Origin of the sequence: Marinococcus luteus (genome assembly GCF_900106595.1) — a bacterium.
Classification (GTDB): Bacteria; Bacillota; Bacilli; order Bacillales; family Marinococcaceae; genus Marinococcus; species Marinococcus luteus.
This window is the reverse complement of record NZ_FNNC01000001.1, coordinates 596726-621188: the sequence shown is the minus strand read 5'-3', so window position 1 is coordinate 621188 and position 24463 is coordinate 596726. Positions and strand designations below refer to the sequence as shown.

19 protein-coding genes are annotated in these 24463 nt (G+C 49.6%); 15 read left to right on the top strand and 4 right to left on the bottom strand.

Going from position 1 to position 24463, the window contains the following annotated elements:
* Positions 1 to 145 precede the first annotated feature (145 nt).
* Genes BLV22_RS03010 through BLV22_RS02995 form a run of 4 tightly spaced genes read left to right on the top strand, consistent with a single transcriptional unit; the run spans position 146 to position 3505 of the window.
* The gene (locus tag BLV22_RS03010; protein WP_091611087.1) at positions 146 to 1285 is read left to right on the top strand and encodes a conserved virulence factor C family protein; all 1140 of its coding nucleotides are present in this window, start codon (positions 146 to 148) and stop codon (positions 1283 to 1285) included.
* A gap of 24 nt (positions 1286 to 1309) precedes the next feature.
* The gene (locus BLV22_RS03005) at positions 1310 to 1519 is read left to right on the top strand and encodes a hypothetical protein (RefSeq protein WP_091611084.1); all 210 of its coding nucleotides are present in this window, start codon (positions 1310 to 1312) and stop codon (positions 1517 to 1519) included.
* Positions 1516 to 2037: a PH domain-containing protein gene (locus BLV22_RS03000; protein WP_091611081.1), complete on the top strand. Its 522-nt coding sequence runs from the start codon at positions 1516 to 1518 to the stop codon at positions 2035 to 2037. The genes BLV22_RS03005 and BLV22_RS03000 overlap by 4 nt, the downstream gene beginning before the upstream one ends.
* Positions 2021 to 3505, top strand: a complete 1485-nt coding sequence (locus BLV22_RS02995; protein WP_176967625.1) for a PH domain-containing protein — start codon at positions 2021 to 2023, stop codon at positions 3503 to 3505. Before BLV22_RS03000 ends, BLV22_RS02995 begins: the two co-directional genes overlap by 17 nt.
* Positions 3506 to 3540: 35 nt before the next feature.
* Here BLV22_RS02995 and BLV22_RS02990 read toward each other — a convergent pair whose 3' ends face one another.
* From BLV22_RS02990 to BLV22_RS02980, 3 genes are read right to left on the bottom strand one after another with little or no spacing between them, the layout of a single operon-like run.
* The gene (locus BLV22_RS02990) at positions 3541 to 4503 is read right to left on the bottom strand and encodes a DUF2777 family protein (RefSeq protein WP_091611075.1); all 963 of its coding nucleotides are present in this window, start codon (positions 4501 to 4503) and stop codon (positions 3541 to 3543) included.
* A 21-nt stretch (positions 4504 to 4524) separates the two neighbouring features.
* A complete protein-coding gene (locus tag BLV22_RS02985) occupies positions 4525 to 5436 on the bottom strand; it encodes a hypothetical protein (RefSeq protein WP_091611073.1) in 912 nt (303 codons plus the stop codon).
* Positions 5437 to 5466: 30 nt separating this feature from the next.
* On the bottom strand, positions 5467 to 6522 hold the full coding sequence (locus BLV22_RS02980) for a toxic anion resistance protein (RefSeq protein ID WP_091611070.1): 1056 nt from the start codon (positions 6520 to 6522) through the stop codon (positions 5467 to 5469).
* Positions 6523 to 6912: 390 nt separating this feature from the next.
* On the opposite strand from BLV22_RS02980, the gene BLV22_RS02975 reads away from it, so the two are divergent.
* The 5 genes from BLV22_RS02975 (at position 6913) to kapB (ending at position 14787) form a co-directional block, all read left to right on the top strand.
* Positions 6913 to 7665 (top strand): NRDE family protein, encoded by a 753-nt coding sequence (locus BLV22_RS02975; RefSeq protein ID WP_091611068.1) that lies wholly within the window; start codon positions 6913 to 6915, stop codon positions 7663 to 7665.
* A 191-nt stretch (positions 7666 to 7856) separates the two neighbouring features.
* Positions 7857 to 12464: a glutamate synthase large subunit gene (gene gltB / locus BLV22_RS02970; RefSeq protein ID WP_091611065.1), complete on the top strand. Its 4608-nt coding sequence runs from the start codon at positions 7857 to 7859 to the stop codon at positions 12462 to 12464.
* A 93-nt stretch (positions 12465 to 12557) separates the two neighbouring features.
* Positions 12558 to 14042 carry a glutamate synthase subunit beta gene (locus BLV22_RS02965; protein ID WP_091611061.1) on the top strand — a complete coding sequence of 495 codons (1485 nt, stop codon included), beginning with the start codon at positions 12558 to 12560 and terminating at the stop codon, positions 14040 to 14042.
* Between the two features lie 123 nt (positions 14043 to 14165).
* On the top strand, positions 14166 to 14390 hold the full coding sequence (locus tag BLV22_RS02960; RefSeq protein WP_091611058.1) for a hypothetical protein: 225 nt from the start codon (positions 14166 to 14168) through the stop codon (positions 14388 to 14390).
* A 19-nt stretch (positions 14391 to 14409) separates the two neighbouring features.
* A complete protein-coding gene (gene kapB, locus BLV22_RS02955; RefSeq protein WP_091611056.1) occupies positions 14410 to 14787 on the top strand; it encodes a sporulation phosphorelay system protein KapB in 378 nt (125 codons plus the stop codon).
* Positions 14788 to 14827: 40 nt separating this feature from the next.
* Here kapB and BLV22_RS02950 read toward each other — a convergent pair whose 3' ends face one another.
* Positions 14828 to 16537 carry a PucR family transcriptional regulator gene (locus BLV22_RS02950; protein ID WP_176967624.1) on the bottom strand — a complete coding sequence of 570 codons (1710 nt, stop codon included), beginning with the start codon at positions 16535 to 16537 and terminating at the stop codon, positions 14828 to 14830.
* Positions 16538 to 16741: 204 nt separating this feature from the next.
* Here BLV22_RS02950 and BLV22_RS02945 point away from each other — a divergent pair, with 204 nt between their 5' ends.
* The 6 genes from BLV22_RS02945 (at position 16742) to BLV22_RS02915 (ending at position 24455) form a co-directional block, all read left to right on the top strand.
* Positions 16742 to 17947 carry a cystathionine gamma-synthase family protein gene (locus tag BLV22_RS02945; RefSeq protein WP_091611050.1) on the top strand — a complete coding sequence of 402 codons (1206 nt, stop codon included), beginning with the start codon at positions 16742 to 16744 and terminating at the stop codon, positions 17945 to 17947.
* Positions 17948 to 17962: 15 nt separating this feature from the next.
* The gene (locus BLV22_RS02940; RefSeq protein ID WP_091611048.1) at positions 17963 to 19177 is read left to right on the top strand and encodes a M20 metallopeptidase family protein; all 1215 of its coding nucleotides are present in this window, start codon (positions 17963 to 17965) and stop codon (positions 19175 to 19177) included.
* Between the two features lie 16 nt (positions 19178 to 19193).
* Positions 19194 to 20234: a homoserine dehydrogenase gene (locus tag BLV22_RS02935; protein ID WP_091611045.1), complete on the top strand. Its 1041-nt coding sequence runs from the start codon at positions 19194 to 19196 to the stop codon at positions 20232 to 20234.
* Between the two features lie 12 nt (positions 20235 to 20246).
* The gene (locus BLV22_RS02930) at positions 20247 to 21686 is read left to right on the top strand and encodes an aldehyde dehydrogenase family protein (RefSeq protein ID WP_091611042.1); all 1440 of its coding nucleotides are present in this window, start codon (positions 20247 to 20249) and stop codon (positions 21684 to 21686) included.
* Between the two features lie 35 nt (positions 21687 to 21721).
* Entirely contained in the window at positions 21722 to 22945 is a 1224-nt protein-coding gene (locus tag BLV22_RS02925) for a M24 family metallopeptidase (protein WP_091611040.1), read from the top strand.
* A gap of 469 nt (positions 22946 to 23414) precedes the next feature.
* Entirely contained in the window at positions 23415 to 24455 is a 1041-nt protein-coding gene (locus tag BLV22_RS02915; protein WP_176967623.1) for a hypothetical protein, read from the top strand.
* The last annotated feature ends 8 nt before the right edge of the window (positions 24456 to 24463 follow it).

Genomic DNA, 24463 nt, shown 5'->3' with positions numbered 1-24463 from the left:
TTTTGAAACAGTCTTTATTACAGTGTATCAGAACAGCGGGCTGGTTTGGAATGCAAATGCACAAACCGGTTGGCAGGAGGGGCTTCTCCTGTGCTATAATCAGACGTGCAAATCGGGACGTTATTTTAAAGGAGAGAGATTGATCATGCATATTACATCCATTGAGCCAACACCGAGTCCTCATACGATGAAGCTGAATGTTAACGAATCGCTGCCCGCCGGAACGAGCAGCAACTATAAACCGGAAAATAAAGAAGAAGCACCGGCGCCGATCCAGCAGCTGCTGGAGATCGAAGGCATTAAAGGTGTCTATCACGTAGCCGACTTTATGGCCCTCGAGCGCCATCCAAAAGCCGACTGGGAGCAGCTGCTGCCCCAGGTGCGCCAGGCGTTCGGCGAAGAGGTGGAGCAGCCGGCCGAAGAGTCGGAGGAGCCTCAGGAAGCGTTCGGGGAAGTGCAGGCTCAGGTACAGATGTTTAAAAACATACCGATGCAGATAAAGCTTTTGTCCGGCGATGAAGAAAAACGCCAGGGCCTGCCGGAACGTTTTCAGACTGCTGCGTTTGAAGCCCAGCTTGAAGATGATAACATCGTTATGCAGCGCAAATGGGAGGATTACGGAGTCCGTTACGGCCAGGATCTGGCACAGATCGGCAGCGATATGGCAGAGGAAATTGCTGCTGCCTATCCGGAAGAGCGGCTGAAACGACTGGTACGGATCGCAAATACTCCGGAAGCAGAACACACAGAACCAAAGTTTAAAAAAGTAACGATGGAAATGATGGAGGAGCCGGACTGGAAACAGCGCTATGCGGCCTTTGACCAAATGGATCCTTCTATGGAAGATCTGCCGGTGATACAAAAAGGGCTTGCAGATGAAAAACCGGCCATCCGCCGGCTGGCGGTCGTGTATTTAGGAATGCTTGAAGACTCTCAGGTGCTGCCGGACCTTCAAAAAGCGATGCAGGACCCATCTGTCACCGTTCGAAGAACAGCGGCAGATACGTATTCTGATCTGGGGGACCCTGCGGGCATCCCGGACATGATCGAAGCGCTGAGGGACAAAAACAAGCTGGTGCGCTGGCGTGCGGCAATGTTTTTATATGAAGTCGGTGACACTTCGGCCGTGGAGGCGTTAAAAGAAGCCGACGGGGACCCGGAGTTTGAAGTGGATCTGCAAATTAAGCTCGCACTGAAACGAATTGAAGGCGGGAAAGAAGCAAAAGGCTCCATCTGGAAGCAGATGAGTGAGAAAATGGAGCAGGAGCGAAAGCCCCGGTCGTAAACGAGAAGGAAAGGAGCCTGAACGATGACGAAAGCAGAAGTACGACAGCAGCTTGAAAAACGAAACATGGAGGAAGTGCTCGAGCTGATCGAAGACGCAGAAAACGGTGATCTAAAAGAGCTTGAGCTGGCCGCCTCTCTCGGTCTTCTTCGTGATGAAACACTGAACGATGCAGTGCTGAAGGTGCTGCAGGACGAAGGAGTCACGATTATTTACGTGGAGGATGAGGAATGAATGACGGCATCCATGAGGAAGAAAATGTAACGAGGCCGGCGCCGTCGCAGCGCATATCTGAAGATGCGCTGACGGTCTGGCGCTTCAAGGGGATGATTGAAATGGCCGTTGTTTCTTTCATCCCTTTTGCTTTACTTGTACTTGCCTTCTGGTTCGGGTGGCCCGAATGGGTCCGGTGGGCCCTCGGTGCGATCCTGGGATTTTTAGTTTTTTTTTCTGCCTGGTACGCATGGGTGCTGCCGAAATGGCAATGGCAGCGCTGGCGCTACGAGGTGTACGAGACAGAGGTAGAGCTTCAGTACGGTGTAATCATCTCTAAACACGTATTGATCCCGATGGTGCGCATTCAGCACGTTGATACAGCCCAGGGGCCGATATACAAGCGGTATGGGCTTTCCACCGTGACTATTTCCACCGCAGCCGGCATGCATGAGATACCAGCGCTTAAAGAAGAGACGGCGCCGGAGCTGCGCAACCGGATCGCCTTTTTGGCGGGAACGGATGATGACGATGAATGAATGGAGACGGATGCACCCGGCGGCCATTGTCACCGTATTTTTCCGGCAGCTGAAGGATTTTCTTTTTCCGCTTATTATTACGTTCTTTGCTGGCGGTACAGCTTCCGGCCCACTTCCAGTCAACTGGATCTTTTTGCTTTTATTACTGTTCATCGTAGTCAGCAGCATCATGAAATGGATCTTTTTTCGTTACCGTTTGATTGAGCGTGAGCTTCAGATCCATTACGGTATTTTTGTAAAAAAAGAACGGTTCATCCGCAGCCAGCGCGTCCAATCGGTAGATATCACTGCCGGGATCATTCAGCGCATGTTCGGTCTTGTGCGTCTTAATATTGAAACAGCGGGCGGAGGCGCTGAAGCGGAAGCTTCAATTCAGGCGATCCGCCGGGAAGAGGCAGCCATTATTCAGGCGGCTCTGATTCAAAAATCCCCTCATACAGCTGATGAAGAAGCGGAAGATTTTTCCGGGGACGGCATATCCGCGGAGCCGGCAGAACCGTCGTTTTCCTGGAAAGTGCCGATGCGTACCATTTTCACGGCCGGGCTCACCTCCGGCCGGGCGGGGATTATTTTTGCGGCTCTTGCCGGCTTGTATTCCCAGGTGGGAAATTTTCTTCCCGATGCGTGGGTCGAGCAGTCGATTGGGGTTTTGATCGAGCTCAGCTACTGGTTTATTATCGGGGGGCTGTTAGTGACTGCGCTGCTCAGCTGGCTTGCTTCGTCGGCATGGACGCTCGTGCAGCACGGAAATTTCGAAGTGAACCGGACCGGGAATGATCTTGAAATTACATGGGGACTCCTCGAACGAAAACAGATTACGCTTCAAATGCACCGGATAACGTGTATTCGTTTTATCAGTAACCCGGCCAGACAGGCGCTCGGCATGTGGGCGGTTTATATAGACAGCGCCGGCGGAAGCACCGAACGGGGGCAGAATTCGATCATGCTGCTGCCGCTGATTCACCAAAAGCAGCTACATACCTTTATGGATCAGATTGATGATACGGCATTGATTCCGGAAAAGGTAAATAAACTGCCAAAACGGGCTGCAAGAAGATATATGTTCCGGGCATCGGTTTTTTGGTGGCTGGTATTTATTCCGACGGCCATCTGGGTGCCGTACGGATGGGCAGCCGCAGCAGTGCCGCTGTTTTTCACCTGGTGGGGCTGGATATGCTATAAAGGCTCCGGTATGAAAGTGGAAGATAAGCAGCTGATTGTCCGGGAAAGAGCCTGGAGTGTCATTTATAATTTTGTACCAAAACGACGGATTCAATATTTGGAAAACACGCAGTCCTTTTTCCAACGGAGACGGAGACTGTATACGATCTCGGCTTCGGTTATCAGCAGCGTCACCGGACGGACAGTTTATTTACGGGACGTGGATGAAAAGGACGAAGCAGCCTATTTTTCCTGGTATCAGAAAACGTGGGATCATGATGCAAAAACACAAAGAAAAGGCTTTTGAACCTCGGTTCAAAAGCCTTTTTGTATAATAGGGGTTTACTGTCCGCGGGCAAACGAGTTTGTATAGATAAACAGGTTGCGGACGCCCTTATCGGTCGTAATTTCAAAACGGTCGAACACATAGTCCTCGTCCTCTGCGTGCAGGATCCGTTCATAATGGTGCTGCACGATGAGTACGGACTGTTGTTTTCGGAAATAGAGAAAATTCACTCCGGTAAAAGAAGTTTCTTCGGGTTCCTGCATCAATTGATACAGCAGATGATTGTGGCATTCAATCAAATCTTCTTTGCTGAATCCGTTGGAGTGAATATTTTTAACCAGGCTGTAACGGGAAGGATCTTCAAGCTCATTTAAAAAGATGGCAAACGGCCGGAATTGATCACTGTGAATGCGGACATGATCATGCTCCTGCAGCTCAAATATCTGACCGTGATCGTTGCGGAAATACATATCGTAGTAATGGACCGCGCGGCGCCAGGGCAGGCCAGCCGGGGAAATTTCGAGTTCAAACGGGCAGTCTTCGATGTCGAGGGCCTGGCCATCCGGCGCCTCCCGCAGGAATACGTTTCCCCGCGAGCGGTGGATTTCATAATAAATATAAGATTCTTCCTGCGGCTCTTTTGGTTCCGGTGTAAAAGTAACGGAAAGAGAATGCAGCAGGTGCTTCCACTCTTTTTTATCGCTGTAGGGTACGAGCGGAGAAGAGATTTCCTTTTCAAGCAGCTGCACGACGGAATGTTCATAGGAAGCAGGGGTGCGGTCGTCAGCAGCGTAAATTTTAGTTCCCGGGACAGTAATGGTTTCGAGGTTAAAATCATGCACTGCTTCTTTTTTTTCCACGTCCGGAAGGCGGTGGGCCTGTTGAATCCGGACACGCCCTTCCCAAATTTTCCGGGGAGCGGCGGATGTCTGCTCTAAAATACCGTAATAGGCCCCGGATCTGCCGTAATCGACAACCACGGGGCGGCCTTGATGCTCGAATGCTTCTTGTCGTTTCATAATGGACCTCGCTTTATTCCTTTAAAATTTCTTTTCCTGCCGGTATCTTTTTTCGTTTATTTTCAACAGCTGGCGCATTTTCCGGGCGTGCACATCGTTTTGTTCCATGCGCATTGAGCTGATCCGCCCGCGCATCGCTTCAAGCGCCTGCAGCAGAGCACCGTGCTGCTCGTTTCTGTGGTTTGGTTCAAGCAGCCTGTAAGTTTCGATGAGATCCGGTATTTCACGGCCGAGCATACGCTCGACCAAATACTCATCCTCCACATCGAACTGCAGCAAAGGCGAAGAGCGCAGCTCCTCAAGCTCCCTGTCAATCTGCAGCAGTTCCTGATGGATATCCGCCGGGAGACTGTTCTTTTGCTTCACGTAGTGCTGATGAAACCGGTCGAGTGCCTGATGCCATTTTACTGGCTCCTCTTCCGGCACTTCTTCTGCGTGTACCGGTTCGGCTGTCTGCAGCTGAATGTCACGGGGGGGCCGGCCCTGCAGGGTGTAATCGAGCACTTCAAGCTTACGGAAAATGTGCTGAAAGTAGGACGATTTTTCAATGTTCCGGGCATGCATTTTGCCGTTTTTCATATAATGCACCAGTGCTTCCCGCAAAAAAGCCGGGGCGTGTGCGTCAGTACTTCGTACGTAGTCAATAGTCACTGTTTTTTGAATGGCGGCCTGGGACCGTTCTTTTTCAAAGCTTGTAATGCGGATGCGCCGCGCGGTCAGCTTCATGCGGAACAAAAAAAGTTCGTTTTCGCGTTTCAGGCGCCTGGACTGCCGGAGTTCATCCGCCCGGGCAATTACCCGGTCGATTGCTGCTTCCATTTCCTCCACGATAAACAGCCCGTGGCTGTCGGAGAAGATATGATCATCCACCGGGCGCATATGGTCCGGCAGGAAGCGTTCAACCCAGGGATGTTCGAACCATCTGTTAGCCAAGTGATTCACCGTCCTATACGTTGGTATCTATCAGTTTAACAATTTGTGTTTCATCTGGTTGTTTAATTCGTCCATTTCGGAAATAAACTGTTTACTTGAGGCGACAATACGTTCATTGGACTGCTCGGTCATCTGGATGGCTTCGTACACATCCTGATAAGCCTGCCGGAACGTTTCAAGAGCGATAGCCGGCTCTTCGAGTGTCTTCAGGGTGTCGGCCGTGTTTTCTTTCAGCATGCGTGCATTGTTGGTGAGCATGTTTTCGGTAGATTCGTTGACGCTTTGAACCGCATTGATCACTTTCCGCTGATTGCCAAGAGCAAGCTGGATGGAAGCGGTGACGGTAACGATGTTTTTTGTCATGGTAATGGCGTTGAAAATCGCTTCTTCAAGCTTTCCATTATTATCGACAATAAGATCAATCGAAGCAATCGACTGCTGAAGAACCATAACCGCCTGGGTCATATTTTTTACACGGGATATTACTTTTTGCTGCCCTTTTTGAATAGCGGCCGGGTTGTCACGCCATTGTTCTTCAAGCATTTCCTCCTCAAGCATGGAATTCAGCTGCTTGCCGGTTTCAATCTGCATTTCAAGTTCTTCAATGCGCTTAATGGCCGTTTCTTTTAATTCTTCAAGCATGACGTTGTCTTCCTGCAGCTTGTCCCGGCCGGCGAGGAGACCGTGAATAATATTGTCCACCTGGGATTCCACTGTTTCGTACTTTTTCGCGTATTGTTCGACTGGATCGCGGCGTAAAATTTTGTTCATCGTTTTTTGCAGGCGGCCTTCTTTTAAATATTCCGGTTCAAGTTCGCCGACCACCGTTTTTAATTCATGAAGCTTACCGGGGAGTTCATTGTCTTTCTGATCCATCATTTCCCGGACGGGACGCTTCAATGCTTCAAGGGAGTCGCCGGCTTTGCGCTGCTCCGTTTCTCCAAGACCGCCGAGAGTACTTACGAGCTGGTCTGTATCTTTTTCATTTTTGAAACGTTCAATGAATTTTTCAGCTTCCTGCTTGCTTTTCCCTTCGTTTGTGGAGGGAGTTAAATCTTCTTGATTTGTATTGGATTCATCAGTCATATGGATTCCTCCTCATAATTAATTCGGCGGGGTCTTTATATATATATCGTATGATCATTAACAATAGTTTATAAAAAGGAAGTATAATACTTACAGTTTAGCATTAGAGCGGGCAATAGTAAAAAAATGTCCATTAGAAAAGACGTGCCCGGATGAACAGAATAAATCATTTTCCTTTGCAATTTTGAAAATTTTTTGTAACATATTATAGAAGCAGTATATAATTCAGTCGACAAAGGCCAGAGGGCTTTTTCAGGGAGAATTGCCGGGTTCAGCAAATATAATTCAATAGAAGAAGCATTTGCTCTATTACAAAACGAAAGCGGCTAAACGACGAATCAGATCCAGCGTTCGGAGACCATCCGCAGGAATAAGAAAGGAACGAATGGCATGTGTTTAATTGCTTTTGCGTATCAGATGCATCCATGGTTTCCGCTTGTTGTAGTTTCTAACCGGGATGAATTTTTAGAACGGCCGACACAACGTCTTCATAAATGGCAGGGTGAAGGCATCGTGGCGGGGAAAGATTTACAGCAGGGTGGTACATGGATGGGAGGCAGTCTTTCCGGACGGTTTGCAGCTGTGACAAATATCCGCAGGCCGGGCATGGAAGCCGGGGAAAAATCACGCGGGCATCTGCCGCTGCAATTTTTGCGGGGCGAAACGGAGCAGGCGCTTGAATCCGTGGAAAAAGACCGGGACGAGTACAGAGGGTTCAATATGGTTGCGGGCTCAGATAAGGAAATGTTTTATTTACATAATCACAAAGAAGGGCCGCATATAGAGCGTCTTGCACCCGGTGTTCACGCTCTCAGTAATGCGTCTCTTAATACGCCGTGGCCGAAGGTCGAAAAAGCAAAAAAGCTCATGGAAACGCTGCTTGCTTCTTCAGGGAGGACGATCGACCCTGACTCCTTTTTTAAAGCAATGCAAGATGCAGAGCCGGCCGCCGAACGGGATCTTCCTGATACAGGAATAGACAAACAGCTTGAGAAACAGCTCTCGTCGATGTTTATTGATCTCCCGGAATACAAAACGAGATGCCAGACCATGTTTATTGTGCGAAAAGACGGAAAAATTGCGATGCTCGAGCGGATGACAGACGCCCGGACCGGTACAGGCCATTATGAATGGCATGTATAAATATGAATATTTATTCTTTTTGTCGTATGAATATAAAAAGGTGTTAAAGGAATAAAATCGTTCACCCCTGCCTATAAGCGTTCAGATGACTAGTGAAACTCAAATCTTAATTTGTCGAATGTTTAGAAAAATGATATAATATGCAAACCAATTTAAATTTGGACACCATGGAGAGAGGTGGAGAGGGGTATATGTTATTGCCTAGAAAAAATTATAAAGAAGGCTTGTATGACTCCCAGTTTGAGAAGGATAACTGTGGGATAGGCTTTCTTGCGGATATTAAAGGGAAAAAGTCACACGACATTGTTGAAAAAGGATTGCAAATTTTAAGAAACCTGGACCACCGCGGCGGCCAGGGTGATGAAGTAAATACCGGGGACGGCGCGGGAATGCTTCTGCAAATCCCACACCGTTTCTTTAAAAATAAAGAAAATGAGCTCGGTTTTTCACTGCCGGACGAAGGCGATTACGGGGTCGGGATGCTGTTTCTGCCTGTAGATCACACCCGGCGTGCCCAGTGTGAACAGGCTATCGAAAAAATGGTTGAAGAAGAGGGACTGCCGCTGCTTGGATGGCGCGAAGTGCCCTCTGACGATTCGATGCTCGGAAACGCGGCACTCTCAGCCATGCCTGCGATCCGCCAGCTGTTTATTAAACGTCCGGAAAATGTAAAAACGAGAGAAGATTTTGAGCGAAAATTATATATTGTCAGAAAACGGGCCGAACATGAGCACGGGGTTAAGCTTCATGACCAGGACAGCTTCTATTTTGCAAGCCTGTCCTCGAGGACGATTGTGTATAAAGGAATGCTTACGACAGAACAGCTGAACCAGTTCTATAAAGATTTAAACGACCGGCAGTTTGAAACGGCGCTGGCACTTGTGCATTCCCGTTTCTCCACAAATACATTTCCAAGCTGGGAGCGGGCGCACCCGAACCGTTACCTTATTCATAACGGGGAAATTAACACGATTAAAGGAAACGTTAACTGGATGCATGCCAGAGAGCCGAAGTTTGAATCAGATCTCTTTGGCAGCGACATGGAGAAGGTTCATCCGGTGGTGGATGCTGAAGGCAGTGACTCGTCGATGTTTGATAACGCGTTTGAATTTCTGACGCTCTCGGGACATAAAATGCCTCATGCTGCGATGATGATGATTCCTGAACCGTGGCAGAACAACCCGCTCATGAATGAAAAAAGACGTGCGTTTTATCAGTACCACAGCTGCCTAATGGAGCCGTGGGACGGGCCTACAGCCATCGCGTACACTGACGGCAGCCAGATCGGCGCCTGTCTCGACAGAAACGGGCTGCGTCCGGCTCGTTATTACGTTACTAAAGACGACCAGATTGTCATGTCTTCAGAGGTGGGAGTGCTTAATATCGCTCCGGAAGACGTCCTATATAAAGAACGTCTGCATCCCGGTCATATGCTGCTTGTAGATCTTGAAGAAGGACGTATCGTTCCTGACGGGGAGATCAAGGATAAAATTGCCGGCGAGCATCCGTACCAGGAATGGACCGATGAATACCTGACGGATTTAGAGGATGTGCTTGAAAGCCAGGACGTATACAATACTAATTTTGAAAAATTAGAGCAGCGTCAGCTTGCTTTTGGCTACACATATGAGGAATTGGAAAAAGTGGTCAAGCCACTCGCCACTGGTTCAGGAGATCCGGTCAGCTCGATGGGCTACGACTCTCCGCTTGCAGTGCTTTCGAAAAAGCCTCAGCTTTTGTACAACTACTTCAAACAGCTGTTTGCACAGGTGACAAATCCGCCGATAGACGCTATCCGCGAGGAAATAGTCACTGCTGTCGGCACGACTATTGGAAAACAGGGCAACCTGCTCGATCCAAAGCCATCACATGCCCAGCAGCTGTATTTAAAAAAGCCGATTGTCAACAATGAGGATTTAGCCAAGCTCCGCTCCAATAAATTGGAAGGATTTGCAGCTTCTACGCTTTCCATCGTCTTTGAAGCAGCAAAAGGAGCCAATGAAATGGAACTTGCCCTCGAACGTATATTTGAGCAGGCGGACAAGGTCATTGATGAAGGCTCGACTATCCTTATTTTAAGCGATCGTGATGTGAATGGGAGCTATGCTCCGATACCGGCGCTGCTTGCGGTCGGCGGGCTGCACCACCATCTCATCCGTACAGGCCGCCGTACAGACGTGAGTCTGGTGCTTGAAAGTGCGGAGCCCCGGGAAGTACATCATCTTGCAGTGCTGCTCGGATACGGCGCCGAAGTGATCAACCCGTACCTTGTATTTGATTCGGTTGATGACATGATCAAAGAAGGATTAATGGAAGGTTCGTATGTTGAAGCGGTAAGCACTTATATTAAAGGTGCCACAAAAGGCATCATGAAAGTCCTCTCAAAAATAGGCATTTCCACGGTGCAGAGTTACCGGGGCGCGCAGGTTTTTGAAGCCGTTGGTATTAATGACGAAGTAATCAACCGCTATTTCACATGGACGTCCTCGAGAATCGGCGGTGTAAGCACAGAAATTATTGCTGAAGACGTTCTTGAACGCCACTTCCGGGCCTATAATGACCGCGAAGGGCTGGATATGACGCTTGACCCTGGGGATGACCTGCAGTGGAGACGGTACGGTGAACCTCATCAATACAATCCGCATACGATCCATATGCTGCAGCACGCCGCAAAAACCAACGATTTTACGCTGTTTAAAAAGTATTCAGACGCTATCGATAAACAGGAACAGGAGCAGACAACGCTCCGCGGCCTGCTTGAATTTAACAAAGGAGTCCGCGAACCGATCAGTATCGATGAAGTGGAACCGGCAGAAAATATCTTTAAACGCTTCAAAACCGGAGCAATGTCATTCGGGTCTATCTCCGAGGAGGCTCACGAGGCACTTGCCATCGCCATGAACCGTATCGGCGGTAAGTCAAATACGGGCGAAGGCGGGGAAAATCCAGAGCGGTTTACTCCGGATGAAAACGGGGACCTGCGCCGGAGTGCGATCAAACAGGTAGCTTCGGGACGTTTCGGTGTTACGAGTCACTACCTGGTCAACGCCGACGAAATACAAATCAAAATTGCCCAGGGGGCAAAGCCTGGCGAAGGCGGCCAGCTCCCCGGCAAAAAAGTATATCCGTGGATTGCGGAAGTTCGCGGCACGACTGCAGGTGTAGGCCTGATATCGCCGCCTCCGCACCATGATATCTATTCGATTGAAGATTTGGCGGAGTTGATCCATGATTTGAAAAATGCCAACCCGAATGCCCGGGTCAGTGTGAAGCTCGTTTCAGGAACCGGTGTTGGTACAATTGCTGCCGGCGTTGCGAAAGGCCGTGCTGATCATGTAGTCATCAGTGGTTACGACGGGGGCACAGGTGCCGCTGCCCGCACAAGCATTAAGCATGCCGGACTTCCGTGGGAAATCGGACTCGCAGAAACGCATCAGACGCTTGTAATGAATAATTTGCGGAACCGGATTTCGGTGGAAACAGACGGCAAGCTGATGACAGGCCGTGATGTAGCGGTGGCCGCTCTTCTCGGTGCGGAAGAATATGCATTTTCCACGGCGCCGCTCGTTGTACTCGGTTGTGTCATTATGCGTGTGTGTCATCTCGATACATGCCCGGTGGGCGTGGCGACACAAAACCCTGAACTGCGTAAAAAGTTCATGGGCAAACCGGACAATGTTGTAAACTTCATGACCTTTGTGGCCGAAGAGCTTCGTGAAATTATGGCAGAACTCGGTTTCCAAAGCATTGATGATATGGTCGGGCATACCGAAGTGCTGAAGCAGGTGGACTCGGTGAACAATAAAAAGGCGCAGACCGTGAATCTGTCGAATCTGCTTCACCGCCCGAAATCGAAAAACCAATCCAAGCACGTGGCCCATATTAAACAGGACCATGAACTGAATATCTCTCTTGACGAAACGACGTTAAAGCAGGCGGCAAAGGATGCCCTTGAATCACAGACGCCGGTGTTCGGAGAGTTTGACATTCAAAACACCAACCGTGTGGCCGGGACGATGCTCGGAAGCGAAATTACGCAGAAGTACGGTGCCGAAGGCCTGCCGGAGGATACCATCAGGTTTACTTTCTACGGTTCGGCCGGACAGAGCTTCGGGGCGTTTATTCCTAAAGGCATGACGATGAGCCTGGTTGGCGATGCCAATGACTATATCGGCAAAGGACTGTCAGGCGGAAAATTGATCGTCACGCCGCCGGATACTTCTACATTTGATGCGGAAGACAACATTATTATTGGAAACACGACGTTTTACGGAGCTACTTCCGGAGAGGCTTACATCCGCGGGGTAGCCGGCGAACGGTTCTGTGTCAGAAACAGTGGGGCAAGAGTCGTAGTCGAAGGCGTCGGGGACCATGGCTGCGAATATATGACCGGCGGTGTTGTCGTTAATCTTGGTGTTACCGGGAAAAACTTTGCAGCAGGTATGTCAGGCGGCGTAGCGTACGTGTACGACCCTGACCATACGCTTGAAAGTAAATACAACAGCGAAATGGTAGGCCTTGAAGCGATCGAATCTGCCGGAGATGAGCAGGAGATCAGGCAGATGATTGAAACGCACGGAAAACAGACGGGCAGCGAAGCAGCAGAACGCATCCTGGCCGCCTGGGAGACCGAACGCAAACATTTCGTGAAGGTTATTCCATACGACTACCAGGCAATGCTGCAGTCGATCCAGGAAAGAATGGACAACGGCTTGAGCGAAGCGGATGCTGTGCTCGAAGCTTTCCAGGAAGCAACAACGGAAGAGGATAAAGATAAAGAAAAAGTCACTGGAAATTAATAGTCCGGGAAGGCTTTCACAGCCTTCCTGGATTTTCGAATAAAGGCGTTGAATGAACAGCATACAACGATTTTAAAAGTGGGAGTGAGGGAAATGGGGAAACCAACAGGTTTTCTGGAATATAAAAGAGAAGCTCCGAGTAAATTGGACCCGCTCGAACGTGTGAAAAACTGGCAGGAGTTCCAAATCATGATGCCGGAAGACAAGCTTCAGGAACAGGGCGCCCGCTGTATGGACTGCGCGATCCCATTCTGCCAGGCTGGTACTTCCATGGTTGGTTCTGATGAAATCGGCTGCCCCGTATACAATTTGATTCCGGAATGGAATGATCTTGTCTATCGCGGAAAATGGCAGGAAGCATTGACGCGTCTGCATAAAACGAACAACTTCCCGGAATTCACCGGCAGGGTGTGCCCGGCTCCGTGTGAAGGCTCCTGTACAGTAGCCATCAACGATGATCCGGTAACCATCAAATCCATTGAATACCACATTGTGGAAAAAGGATTCAAGGAAGGCTGGATTTCAGCTGAGCCGCCAAAAACAAGAACTGGCAAAAAAGTAGCAGTGATCGGTTCCGGGCCGGCAGGGCTTGCCGCTGCCCAGCAGTTAAACCGGGCCGGCCACACGGTGACGGTATTCGAAAAAGACGACCGCATCGGCGGGCTGCTTGCCTACGGTATTCCGGAAGTGAAGCTTGAAAATGAAACAATTACAAGACGAACAGATATTATGGAAGAAGAGGGCATCGAATTCCGGACGAGTATCGACGTAGGAAAAGATATTACCTCCGAACAGCTCGATGAAGAATACGATTCAGTCATTCTCTGTACCGGTGCCCAGAATCACCGCGATGTGCCGGCAGAAGGACGCGGTTTAAAAGGTATCCACTATGCGATGGACTTTCTGCGTGGAAATACAAAATCCCTGTTGGATTCAAACCTTGAAGACGGCCGGTATATCAGCGCGAAGGATAAGCATGTGATCGTCATCGGCGGCGGGGATACCGGAGTGGACTGCATTACGACCTCACTTCGTCACAACTGCGCCTCCCTGACACAGTTTGATATTAATAAAGAAAAAGGCGACGACCGTCCGGAAGACAACCCGTGGCCGCTGTATCCGCTTGTTTATAAGCAGGAGGACGGGCACAAAGAAGCAGCCGCTCTTCAGGGCGAGGATCCGCGTGCATACAAAGTAATGACAAAGAAATTCGTCGGAAACGAAAAAGGTCAGGTAAAAGAAATTCATACGGTGGAAGTGGAAACGGTCTTTGAAGACGGCAAAAAAGTCCGTCACGAAGTGCCTGGAACCGAACGCGTATGGAAAGCTGACCTCGTACTGCTCGCCGTCGGCTTTACCGGTCCTGAGCAGGAACTGCTGGAACAGATGGAAATCGAACGTACAGAAAGAAGTACGGTAAACGCCGAATACGGAAGCTATGTTACAAACCATGAAAACGTATTTGCAGCAGGCGATAACCGCCGCGGCCAAAGCCTTGTAGTATGGGCTATCCATGAAGGACGCGAAGCAGCCCGCGAGTGTGACCGTTTCTTAATGGGAACGACTAACCTGCAGTAGAATGAAAAAGTCCGGATTGACCGGACTTTTTCAAGAAAAGATTTATAAATTTCACGTACTATAATGAATTTTTATTAATAATCTGATACAATAGATTAAAACTTTGTTGGGGTAGGAGTCACATTGAGAAAAGTTGCAAAAGGGATTTTAACAGCAGTAATTGTTTATGCAGTCATTATCGTACTTATTTTGGCAACGGCGTTATTGTTTGTAATGGTTTCATTTTCCGGGGAGATGGCCCAGGTGCTTTTTGGATGGAACGAATACAATGAATGGACAAACACGCATCTGGTGCCCTGGGCAGAAATGCTGTGGGAATGGTTCGTTGCTATAACGCCGGGAGGCTGACAGGAAAGGTGGAAAAAAGATGGAGCAGTATCGTTTTCCTTATAAATCAGGAGTTTACGTTGGAATCCCTGTAAAAGAAAATCCCGAACAGTGGTTGATGGAAGTACAAATAGTACTTGAGCACCCCCGGCAGGGAGACCTGCACCAGCCGAAGAAGACAAACGTGCCGATTTTCCACGAACGCAGGGCGCTGGCGGAAAAAGAAAAGATCTGGGTGCAGAAAAAAGCGGTGAAGCCGCTTGAAACAGTACCGGACATGACGTATAAGGAGTCTCTGCGACAGGCGTTTGATGCTTACGAGCAGGAGCTCGAAAGTAAAGAGGATGAATTTTCCCAGAAATCGCTGAAAACGCTCCATGCAGTAAAAGCCGATTATGAACGGCAAAAACTATTATAACTCTGCCCGCGGGCAGAGTTATTTTCGTGTTTTTCTCTTTTTATACATGAGGAGTGCGCTCATCGGTGACAAACAGAGCCCCGGCCGTGTGCAGCCGAATGGAAAGCTCAATTAAAAACAGATCATCGGAATTATTCAAATCACAGCTCGTAAGTGATTCGATTTTTTTCAAACGGTACAACAGGGACTGCCGGTGGAGGTTTAACTCCCGGGAGGTCTGACTGACATTGCCCTTGCATTCATTGTAGGTGCGGACCGTTTTCATTAAATCAATGCCCCGTTCGACGGAATAATGATGGAGGGGGGCGACTGTAGCTTCAGCGATCTGACGGATTTCCTCATTTTTGGAGAGAGACATCAGAGCCCGGTCAAAGCGTGTGTCTTCATACGTATGAATGTAGCCGAATCCCCGCTGCCTGCGTCCGGCATCAAGAGCAGAGGAAGCTTCCGAAAAGCTTGTTACAAATTCCCAGGGCGCGGCTGTCTTGCTTACCCCCCAGGAAATGACGAGGTGGGGGATTTTTTGTTCGAGGCGGTACTGCACCGTTTCTGCAAAATAATATACTGTGTCATACATCATGGTTGGATGCATTTCGAGATATACTATCAGTTCAGACTTTTGGAAAGTACTCATGACGCGTGCTTTTAAATAACGGCTCGCGTGGGAAACTTCTTCCTCAAACATATAGCCAATCTGTTCGAGCCAGTGGTCATAGGAAAGCGGTGGGGATTCTGCATGAAAGACCCGTTCGACATTTTCGGGTTTGGCCACAAAGCAGATATAAGGAAGTTCAAGGTTATAGCCTAATGACTTTCCGCGCGAAAGCGCCTGATCCCGGGATTCATAATTATCCTTTGCCAGGCTCCAGACAAAATCATCCTTCAGGCGCATCTCGGTTTCAAGTGCTGTCTGGTCATGCAAAAAGCAGAGAGCGGAAGTAGTGACTGAGTGTTCAAGCAGAAGCAGGGTATATTCTTCAAATACATCGTGCTTTTCTTTGTGAGTGGGCCACTGGAGGATCATATAGCCCTGGATGTCCTGGGTCGTCTGCACGGTTAAACGCAGCAGAGTGCCAGTGTCTGTATCCATCCATTCCATGTTCGCCGGCAGGCTCTTTTCGGGATCTGACTGCTGAAACGGGGGAAAAAGCGGATTCCCTCCCTGGCTTAAATACTGGTTCCACCATTCGGCCAGACCCGACGACTGGTCCGTCTGGGTCTTCAGGCGTCCACGCTTATCCACCACAAGCATTGGTATATGAAGCTGTTCGTATACGTAGGAGGCGATTGCCTCCATGCCCTTGCCTTCAAGAATAATTTCGAGAAGGTCTGTACGGATTTTATTCGAAACGTCGATGGAGCGCAGAGAGCTTTTATGAAGGGCTTCAGAAATTGCTTCTGTGATGTCCGAAAAGCGGATCTCCCACGGGATCTCCACGAGCGGAAACGCTTTTGTTTCACAAAAGTCGATCACGTTGTCAGGAATGGAAGAGATGTAGTGGCCGACAGATAAAATCAAACCGCTCGCTCCTGCTTCCATCAGCTCTTCAACAAATTCAAGCAGATCCCTTTCGTTTTGACAGCCGATCCCCGAGCTTAAAATTAATTCCCTGGGCCGGACGAAATCCTCCACAGGTGTTTCTATAACCGATGCCCAGTAAACGGTAATAGAGTTTGAATCGGCATTCGATGTCAATGGAAGGGCCGTGTTCATAATCGGAAGCTGTAATACTTGTTGCATAGAAATCATCGCCAGACACCCCTTTACAATACCAAAAACGTAAATTAATCTTCTGATTATTATTTTACCATATTTGCATGGAAGATAATGTGTCATGCACATTGTGCAAAAGAAAGTGCGAAACTTCATACAATTGTGTGAATGGAAATTGAACAGATAACCTATACACTGAAGATAGAGAAAAAATAGTAATAGGGAAGGTTGTGTTCAATCATGACAAACACACACATTAATCGTTCGACAAAAGCAGTATGGGCAGGAGAAAAAGAATACCGGGCATTTGGAGCTACCCAGGTTCCGGTAGTCCACAGTGTTGCCTATACGTATGACGATTTAGACCATTGGTATGACGTGGCAACAGGAAAAAAAGAAGGGCATATCTATGGTCGGAATACTAACCCTACCCTGCAATCGTTTGAAGAAAAAATCAGAATTTTGGAAGATGCTGAGGCGGCTACAAGTTTTTCGACCGGCATGGCTGCAATCAGCAACTCCCTGGCTACGTTCCTCCGTCCCGGCGACCGGGTAGTATCCATGAAGGATACGTACGGTGGTACAAATAAAATCTTTACCGAATTTCTGCCACACATGGATATTGATGTCTCGCTCTGTGAAACGGGTAACCATGAAGAGATTGAGGCAGAAGTTCGTAAAGGCTGCGATATTTTATACCTGGAAACACCAACCAATCCGACGGTGAAAATTACTGATATCGAACGAATGACCAAAGTGGCAAAGGAAGTAGGAGCACTTGTGTTTGTTGACAACACATTTGCCACCCCGATCAATCAGAACCCGCTCGAATTTGGTGTGGATCTTGTTATTCACAGTGCCACGAAGTTTCTGGGCGGGCACGCAGATGCCCTCGGCGGAGCGGTATGCGGCCGGAAAGATCTGGTGGAGAGAATCTTCCATTACCGCGAAATCAACGGAGCGACGATGGATCCGATGGCTGCCTACCTGATGATCCGGGGCATGAAGACGCTTCATCTCCGGGTGCGCCAGCAGTGTGAATCCGCGATGAAAATCGCTGAACATCTGCAAAATCATGAGCAGGTCGACCAGGTATTCTATCCGGGGCTCAAAACCCATCCCGGTCATGACATTGCAGCGAAACAGATGAACCAGTTTGGCGGCATGTTCAGCTTCTCGTTAAAAGGAGGAATGGATGCTGTTCGCCAGTTCCTGCCAAAACTCGAGTACGCCAACCGGGCAGCAAACCTGGGATCGGTGGAAACGACGGTAGGGCCGGCAAGAACGACAAGCCACGTGGAAAATACGCCTGAAGAGCGGGCAGCTCTCGGTATTCCGGAAAGCCTTGTGCGCTACTCGGTCGGTATTGAAGATACAGACGATCTCATTAACGATTTGGAACAGGCGCTGGCTTCGCTGCCAAAAACCGCAAGCGTGCAAAACTAAAGGACGGTTTGAACGATGACTATAGCGACACAAACGATTAAAGAAGAAGCAGAAGCGATCAGAGAGCGGCTGGTGGAATGGAGGCGCGGCCTGCACCGCCGCCCGGAGCTGAGCTTTGAGGAGTATGAAACAGCAGCGTTTATTAAAGAGACGCTTGCCGGACTTCAGCATTTAACAGTATACAGCGGGAGAGAGGAAACGGGTCTCGATACGGCCGTGATTGCAGAGCTTGGGGCCGGTGACGGCCCTCTCGTCATTTTGCGCGCAGATATTGACGCCCTACCGATCCAGGAAGAAAACGACTGTGACTATGCTTCCACGCACGAAGGGAAAATGCATGCGTGCGGGCACGACGCCCATACCGCTATGCTGCTCGGTGCCTGCTTTGTGCTTCATAAGCAGCAGGAGCATGTGCACGGAACCATCCGTTTCATTTTCCAGCCCGCAGAAGAAGATACAGATGAATACGGAAGCACCGGCAGCCCGTATTTGATCAGGCGTGGATGGCTCGAGGGAGCCCGGGCAGCCTTTGCCCTGCACATGGACCCTGAGTTCACGCCGGGTCATGTAAGGCTGCAGGAAGGCCCGAGCATGGCAGGCATTGATACGTTTGAAGGAGTCATTCGTGCAAGCGGCGGCCACGGGGCATATCCTCATCTCGCCACCGATCCGGTGTGGATCAGCACGTTTGTGATGCAGGCGATGCAGGGGATTATCTCACGGCGGACGTCCCCGCTTGAACCGGCTGTCGTGAGTATCGGCGAATTAAAGGCTGGAGCTTCGACCAACGTCATACCGGACGAAGTCCGTATCCGGGGCACGATGCGCAGCTATTCGGACGCCACCCGTAGGCGGCTTCGCGAGGAGCTGCAGCAGGCCTTCCGTATAGCAGAAACGATGAATGCATCCCAGGAGGTAACAATCGCCGAGGGAGAGCCGGCGCTCGTCAACAGTCCTGAGGCAGTAAAAATCTACCGGGACGTGCTTGAAGAACTGTACCCGGAAACGATTATTCATGAAGAATCCTACGGCATGGGTGGAGAAGATTTCAGTTACATGGCCCGGCAGGTGCCGTCCTGCATGATGTTTCTCGGCGCAGGCTACCCTGATCGCGCAGACAGCGGGCTTCACATGCCCCAGTTTGATATTGAAGAAACCATTTTACCAATTGGCGCTTCCCTGCTTGCAGGAGCAGCTGTACAATATATGACAAAGCACAAGACAGATTAGACTGGGAGGAAAAAATATGCCGCATAAATTAGATTTTATCGGGTTTGGCGGAGTGGGCCGAGGCCTTGCAGAGATACTGCTGGAACGAGGGGACTGGCTGAAAGAAACGTTTGGTTCCGACTTTTTGGTAGTTTCTGTTTCCGATTTGTATAAGGGATCGCTCCACCATCCGGACGGCCTTGACATGCAGAAGGTGCTCGACTGCCTGAAAAAAGACGGCACGGTCGAAAACTATCCTGATACCCAAGGACTCGTTCGCGGGTGGGACAGCATCGAAACGATTACCCAGTCGAACGCCGATACCGTAATCGAAATTACATTCACCAACGTGGAGACCGGGCAGCCGGCGATTGACCACTGCAAAACGTCGTTCAAGGCTGGGAAAAATGCTGTTCTTACGAATAAAGGCCCTGTGGCCCTTGCGTACAAAGAGCTTCAGGCACTGGCGCAGGAAAACGGTGTACGGTTTTTATTCGAAGGAACGGTCATGAGCGGAACACCGGCGCTCCGGATGCCGCTTACAAGTCTTTCCGGTAACCGGATTACCTCCATTAAGGGAATTATGAATGGAACGACAAATTACATGCTCACCCAGATGGAGCAGGGCATGGAATACAGCGAGGCTTTAAAAGAAGCCCAGTCCCGCGGATACGCGGAAGCAGACCCTACAAGCGATGTTGAAGGCTATGACGTATTGTATAAAGTAGTCATTCTTGCCAATGTCGTCATGGGAGCAGATTTGAAAAAAGAGGATGTAGAACGCCAGGGAATCACATCTCTTTCTGCAGAAGATATGCAGCAGGCAAAAAAAGAAAATAAGCATTGGAAGCTGATCGGGCGCGTTGAAAATGACAACGGTACAATCAAAGGGTCGGTAAAACCGGAGCTGCTCTCCGAAGACGACGCCCTCGCCAACGTGGGAGGCGCGGTAAATGCTGTCACCTATGAATGCGACCTGAGCGGCCCGATCACGCTGATGGGCGCCGGGGCCGGCGTGCCGGAAACAGGATTTGCCTTGCTGATCGATTTGATTAACATGGACCGAAATACTATATAAAGGCGGGATAATATGACAACAAAAATTACAGAGCAAAAGATGCTGCTCGGCGGAGAATGGGTCGGCCGGGAGCAGACGCTGGACGTCGTCAATCCCGAAGATCAGTCTGTTATCAGCACTGTGCCGATGGCAAGCAGTGACGATGCGCGCGAAGCCGTGCGGATCGCTGTTGAAGGAAAGGAAATCGCCGAAGCGCTAAGCGTCCGGGAACGTATGGATATATTAAATAAAGTGGCGGATTATGTGCTCGATCATGCACAGGAGTTTGCGAAAACCATTGCTCTTGAAGGAAGCAAAACGATAGCGGAAGCGTCCGGCGAAGCACGGAGGACCGCTGAAACGATACGTCTTGGGGCGGAAGAAGCACGCCGCCTTTCCGGGGAATCGATTAATTTCGACCAGATGGAAGGCAATACGAACCGGATGGGCTACTACTATCACTTCCCGGTAGGCGTTGTAGCAGCCATCACGCCGTTTAATGATCCGTTAAATCTGGTGGCCCACAAGGTAGCACCGGCGATTGCCGCCGGGAATGCGGTCATTGTGAAGCCGGCGACAGAAACACCGCTCAGCGCATTAAAGCTGGCTGAAGCGTTTATTGCAGCCGGCCTCCCGAAAAAAGTGCTCACAGTGATTACAGGCAGAGGTCGTGACATCGGTGACATTCTGGTTGAAGCAGAAGACGTTCAGATGATCAGCTTTACCGGAGGCTATGAAACAGGAAAAAGCATTGCTCATAAAGCAGGATTGAAAAAGCTGTCCATGGAACTCGGCTCGAATTCCCCGTTTATTATCTGGAAGGATGCAGACATCGAAAAGGCGGCCCAGTCAGGGGTGGACGGAGCGTTTGGAGCGGCCGGCCAGAACTGCCTGAGTGTCCAGCGGGTGTATGCTCATGAAGAAATTTACGATGCGTTTGAAGCATCGTTTGTGGATAAAGCCAAACAGGTGCGCGCCGGCAAAAAGATGGACAAGGATTCGGATATCGGCCCGGTCATCAATGAAAAAGAAGCCAAACGGATTGAAAGCTGGATTGAAGAAGCGGTGGACGCAGGAGCCAAAGTGCTTGCCGGCGGTAAACGGCACGGGGCCTTTATCGAGCCGACCGTCCTGTCGAACGTGCCGGAGAATTTAACGATTGTAAAAGAAGAAGTGTTCGGGCCGGTAGTGATACTAGCTTCTGTGGCAACGTTTGATGAAGCAGTCACACGCTCAAACGGTGTGCCTTTCGGCCTGCAGGCCGGCATTTATACGAATGATATTAATTTGGCGCTGAAGGCTGTACGTAAGCTTCACGTCGGCGGCGTTATGGTAAACGACAGCAGCGATTTCCGGATCGATGCCATGCCGTTTGGCGGCGTCAAGCATTCAGGCATCGGCCGTGAAGGCGTAGCTTTCGCCATTGAAGAAATGTCGGAAAAACGGCTCGTATGCTTTACCATTGATGAATAACTAAACGTAGACGGGATAAAAGGGGGGATCAGCTCATGTTATTTGAAAAAGATGAGTACCTGATGAGAATGAACCAGACGAAAATGAAAATGATGGAATACGGTATTGAAGTGCTATTGGTCTCCAATCCATCCAACATGTACTATTTAACAGGATATAACGCATGGTCGTTTTATGTGCATCAAATGGTGATTGTAATGATTGATGAAGATCAGCCATTATGGATCGGGCGGGAAATGGATGCCCACAGTGCCGTGGTCACCACCTGGCTTGATGACGACCATATCATTCCGTATCCTGATGAATTTGTGCAGTCGACGATCAAGCACCCAATGGATTTTGCAGCAAACATTCTGACCGAAATCGGCCAGGGCAACCGGAAAATCGGATTGGAGATGGATGCATTTTATTTCACCGCCATGTGCTACGAACGAATCCAGGCTGGTCTCCCAAATGCCGAATTCCGTAATTTCAGCACGCTCGTCAACTGGGTCCGGCTGATAAAATCAGAAGCGGAAATTGAATGCATGTACCGCGCCGGCCGGATACTCGAAAATGCCATGCAGGCTGGTTTTGATACGGTAGATGTTGGTGTTCGTGAAAATGAAGTGGCTGCGGCTATCACCAATGCCCAGATTCTCGGGACAAAGGAATTCGGCGGTGACTATACTTCGATTGTGCCGATGATTCCCGCGAACGAAAATACAGCCACGCCGCATTTGACATGGACGGACCGAAAGTATAACTACGGGGACTTTTTAACGATTGAAATTGCGGGAGCGTATATGCGCTATCATACCCCGATGGCGCGGACGATGGCGATTGGCCAGGCTCCCGAAAAAATGTATGATCTGTCGGAAACGGTCGTTGAAGGCATCGAAACGACAATGGATGCAATTAAGCCGGGGATGACGGCAGAAGAGGTGGAAAGTGTGTGGAGCCGGACGATCGCAAGACGCGGGTATTTTAAGGAATCCCGCCTTGGCTACTCCATCGGACTCAGCTATCCCCCGGATTGGGGTGAGCATACGGTCAGCTTCCGGAAGGGCGATCACACTATTTTGCAGCCGAATATGACGTTTCACCTGATGCCTGGCATCTGGCTCGATGACCACGGGGTGGAGATTACTGAATCAATCCGCATCACGGAAAATGGCTGTGAATTGCTCAGCCACGTGCCGCGGGATATGTATATCAAACAACCCGGGGTGCTCGGTGATGGTTTTGCGGAAAACCGTATAAATGCACACTACAGATAAGAGAAACAGGCAGCGGACTCCCGTAAAAAGGAGTCCGCTTTTTTATGAATGGCAGGAAGGTGTTGGCTATTTTTTCCGGATAGTGGTAGCATAAAGGTGTTTGCAATGACGACTTGACTAAAAAGAGGAATGATCATGAACCGGCAGGCCTACATAAAACCAACACTGGGAGCTGCAGCTTTTGCGGCTGTATTTTGCTATTTTTTAGAAGTGCTTTTCAGCGTTCCATTTGTCGAATACGGGTACAGCTTTATCGCCGGTGTGCTGCTTGTGGCATCAATACCTGTGATGCCGCCCTTGAACCGGCGGGTGGTTTACGTGCTGATTGCTGTCGGTATTGCTCTGTTCTGGACTTACGGTGTCTCCTGGCAGACGGTGTGGACAAGCTTCGGGGAAAACCTGCCGCTGCTCGCCCTCTTTTTGACGGTGCCGCTGATTGGGACATACATGTCGGAAGCGGGGCATCTGCATGCTTTTCAGCAGTACCTCGAACGCCGGAACGAAAAAAAAAGGAGTGCCGCCCCACCGGCTTGGCTACGGCGTAACGGCAAGCATCGGTGCCATTCTGAATCTCGGCTCCATGCCGCTTGTGTACGGTATTGCCAAAGAAAGCTTTCCGTCATTTGAACAAAAAAGAATGGCATTAACGGTGCTCAGAGGATTTGGATCGTGTATGCTCTGGTCGCCGTATTTTGTAAATATGGCTCTGATTTTAAGCATCTATGATTTGAACTGGGGAGAAGTCGGACCGTATGGGCTCGTGATGGCTGCTGTATTGACTGGTCTGGTCGTTGTATTTTTCCGTTCGTCGGCATTTGCCGATGACAGCTGGACGGTCCCGGAAAAAGAAAAAGAAACCAATCCGCCGGTGTCTTCGATGCGCACATTTTTACTATTTTTAGGCGTCCTGCTTGCTGCTTCTTTTTTGCTTGAAGCACTGCTTCCCTACAGCATGCTGACGATTGTTTCAGTACTGGCTCTTTTGTATCCGTGGGTGTGGGCTCTTGCGCGAAAACAAGGCGCCTCGTTTGCACAGTCAACGTGGAAACACGTAAGCGGTTCGTTTGAACGCCTGTACAACGAAATTGGTATTTTTGTGACGGCTGGATTTTTCAGTGTTGCGCTTCGGAGCAGCGATGCCGGGGTGTGGCTTTCTGAAGCCATCAGCTTTTTGTCACAGGGCTATATGATTCTGCTGATTGCCTGGGTGGTAGCTATCGTGATGGGGCTCTCTGCGGTGGGCATTCATCCCGTAATAATTGTCACCGGCCTCGGAGGGGCCCTTTCGCCGGAAATTTTCGGGGTGGGGGCACCGTTTATGGCTGTGCTGCTGCTCATGTCCTGGATGCTCGGGGTCCAGGTGTCTCCGTTTACAGGAGCTATACTTATGACGTCTCATTTAATGGGGGCGACTACTATTCAGGTAATCAGGAAAAATACAGCATTTATTCTAAGCGCTGCGGTCGTGTTGAGCCTTGTGTTATTTGTACTGGGAGAAACGGTAATGTAAAAATGAAG